Source organism: Streptomyces sp. KLMMK (assembly GCF_036961605.1).
GTDB lineage: Bacteria > Actinomycetota > Actinomycetes > Streptomycetales > Streptomycetaceae > Streptomyces > Streptomyces telluris.
This window is the reverse complement of sequence record NZ_JBAMDC010000570.1, coordinates 1-3,086: the sequence shown is the minus strand read 5'-3', so window position 1 is coordinate 3,086 and position 3,086 is coordinate 1. Positions and strand designations below refer to the sequence as shown.

Sequence of the window (3,086 nt, the reverse complement as noted above, 5' to 3'; positions counted from 1 at the left end):
CGCGGGGCGCCCTCGCCGTTCGCCTGCCGGCGGGGGGAGGAGGACTGCAGCCCCGACCCCCCGGTGGTACGGAACAGTTCGTCGGCGCCGGGCAGACTCACTCGGCGTGACACCGGGCGAGCACCTCCCTGGCGAGCTGGCGGTAGGCGGCGGCACCCACGGAGTTGGACGCGTACGTGGTGATCGGCTCGCCCGCGACCGTGGTCTCGGGGAAGCGGACCGTACGGCCGATGACGGTGTGGTAGACGTGATCGTCGAAGGCCTCGACCACGCGCGCGAGGACCTCGCGGCTGTGCACCGTCCGCGAGTCGTACATGGTGGCGAGGATGCCGTCGAGCTCCAGCTCGGGGTTGAGCCGCTCCTGGACCTTCTCGATCGTCTCGGTGAGCAGCGCCACACCGCGCAGCGCGAAGAACTCGCACTCCAGCGGCACGATCACCTTGTGAGCGGCCGTCAGGGCGTTGACGGTGAGCAGGCCGAGCGAGGGCTGGCAGTCGATGACGATGTAGTCGTAGTCGGCGAGCAGCGGCTTGAGCGCGCGCTGCAGGGTCGACTCGCGGGCCACCTCGCTGACGAGCTGGACCTCGGCGGCAGACAAATCGATATTGCTGGGCAGCAGGTCCATATTGGGCACGGCCGTCTTGAGGAGGACCTCGTCGGCCGACATGCCCCGCTCCATCAGGAGGTTGTAGACCGTCAGGTCCAGCTCCATCGGGTTGACGCCGAGGCCGACGGAGAGCGCGCCCTGCGGGTCGAAGTCGACGAGCAGCACCCGGCGTCCGTACTCGGCCAGGGCGGCACCCAGGTTGATGGTCGAGGTGGTCTTGCCGACCCCGCCCTTCTGGTTGCACATCGCGATGATCTTCGCGGGGCCGTGGTCGGTCAGCGGTCCGGGGATGGGGAAGTACGGCAGGGGACGCCCGGTGGGGCCGATGCGCTCGCGGCGCTGCCGGGCAGCGTCGGGCGCGAGGGTGGCCGCGTACTCGGGGTCGGGCTCGTACTCCGCGTCAGGGTCGTAGAAGTGCCCGTCGGGCACGTCCTCGTAGTCGGCGAGCCGCGCGGGATCGACCCCGCCCCGGTCGCCGGCCATGGCGTTCACGTGATGGCCGTCCATGCTCTGGTGGGCTGTCGGTGTGCTCTGGATGTTCTGGTGTGCCGCGAAGGTGTGGACAGCGACGGAGCCGACAGCTTCGAGCCCCGTGGGACTCTGGCCCTGCGCAGACATTCCTGGGTGACCACCCCCGGGAGCAAATGTCGACTCATTCACAAGTCGTCCTACCTCCTTGGTGACCAGGAAACATCTAGATAGGTCAGCGTTGCACCATGCCGACGGTTGGCGACTCTATGGCGTGTCGGCGGTTCGCAGCAACACAATCCGCCGGAGACGGCACGATGTGTCGGCAATCGAACAGGCTTCTGTCAAGGGTTTGCGGCCCACAACCCGGAAGTTTCGCGGGTGGGTGACCAGGCGCGGAAACCGCTCACAAACTGGGTGGAAACGGCCCCGGCCGGACCTTGCTGAACAAGGCCCGGCCGGGGGTGCGCTCTTGGCGTGTCGTGTTGACGACTCAGCCGAGCAGGGTGCCCAGTTCGACGAACGGCAGGCCGTGCGCCTCGGCGACGGGGCCGTAAACGACCTGTCCCTCGTGGGTGTTGAGACCCTTGGCGAGCGCGGCGTCCCGGCTCAGCGCCTCCTGCCAGCCGCGGTTGGCCAGCTCCACGATGTAGGGCAGCGTGGCGTTGGTCAGCGCGTAGGTGGAGGTGTTCGGCACCGCGCCCGGCATGTTGGCGACGCAGTAGAAGACCGAGTTGTGGACCTCGAAGGTCGGCTCGGCGTGGGTGGTCGGACGCGAGTCCTCGAAGCAGCCGCCCTGGTCGATCGCAATGTCGACAAGTACACTTCCGGGCTTCATCTTGGCGACGAGCTCGTTGGTGACCAGCTTCGGGGCCTTGGCACCCGGGATGAGAACGGCGCCGATGACCAGGTCGGCCTCGACGACGGCCTTCTCCAGCTCGTAGGCGTTGGAGACGATCGTCTGCACCTTGGTGCCGAAGACCTTGTCGGCCTCGCGGAGCTTGTTGATGTCACGGTCGAGCAGGGTGACGTGGAAGCCCATGCCGACGGCGATCTGCGCGGCGTTCCAGCCGGAGACGCCGCCGCCGATGACGACGGCCTTGCCGGCCGCCGTGCCCGGGACGCCGCCCGGCAGGACGCCGCGGCCGCCGGCCGAGCGCATCAGGTGGTAGGCGCCGACCTGCGGGGCCAGCCGGCCCGCGACCTCGGACATGGGGGCGAGCAGCGGCAGCGCGCGGTTGGCGAGCTCGACCGTCTCGTACGCGATCGCCGTGGTGCCGGACTGCAGCAGGGCGTCGGTGCACTCGCGGGAGGCGGCGAGGTGCAGGTAGGTGAAGAGGGTCTGGCCCTTGCGGAGGCGGTGGTACTCCTCCGCGATCGGCTCCTTGACCTTCAGCAGCAGGTCGGCGGTCGACCAGACCTCGTCGGCCGTGTCCAGGATCGCGGCGCCGGCCGCGACGTACTCGGCGTCGGTGATGGAGGAGCCCACACCGGCGTTCTTCTCGACGAAGACCTGGTGGCCGTTGCGCACGAGCTCATGCACGCCGGCAGGCGTGATGGCCACGCGGAACTCGTTGTTCTTGACCTCGCGGGGGATGCCGACCTTCACGTCGATCACGGTCCTTGAATCAGAGAATTACAGGCTAATCCGGAAATGCGGGGGCATACCAGAGCAGACCGCGTCGACCGCGGCCCAACCAGTCTAATGAAGGATCCTGCGCTGTCTAGCCTTGCAAAGAGCCAATTTTTTGGAAGACCACTACTGATTTCGTAGGTAACCCTCAGCCTCGGCGGGCGGGGGCACGGACGCTATGGCGCCACCCGGCCCGGCAGGGGGCCCGTCGGGCCCGGCCACCAGCAGTTCTCCCGCCGCGGCGCGGTGCTCACCGGCCGCCCCGGGGTCCCCGAGCCGCTCCAGCATGTCCGCGAGCCGCAGCAGCACCGCGGCCCGCATCCGGTCGTCGCCCGCCTGCCGCGCGCACTCCACGGCCTCCCGGCAGGTCCGCAGCGC

At 68.8% G+C, this 3,086-nt stretch carries 2 protein-coding genes and 1 pseudogene; all 3 read right to left on the bottom strand.

The window, feature by feature from the left end:
* Positions 1–97: 97 nt before the first annotated feature.
* Entirely contained in the window at positions 98–1,225 is a 1,128-nt protein-coding gene (locus V7793_RS35655; protein ID WP_168093328.1) for a ParA family protein, read from the bottom strand.
* A gap of 343 nt (positions 1,226–1,568) precedes the next feature.
* Entirely contained in the window at positions 1,569–2,684 is a 1,116-nt protein-coding gene (ald, locus tag V7793_RS35650) for an alanine dehydrogenase (RefSeq protein WP_336013826.1), read from the bottom strand.
* Between the two features lie 150 nt (positions 2,685–2,834).
* Positions 2,835–3,086, bottom strand: a pseudogene (locus V7793_RS35645) (hypothetical protein); the annotation flags it as partial.

Coding starts and splice junctions, on each gene's coding strand:
- V7793_RS35655 (WP_168093328.1), bottom strand. CDS start 1,225: ATGTCTGCGCAGGGCCAGAGTCCCACGGGGCTCGAAGCTGTCGGCTCC.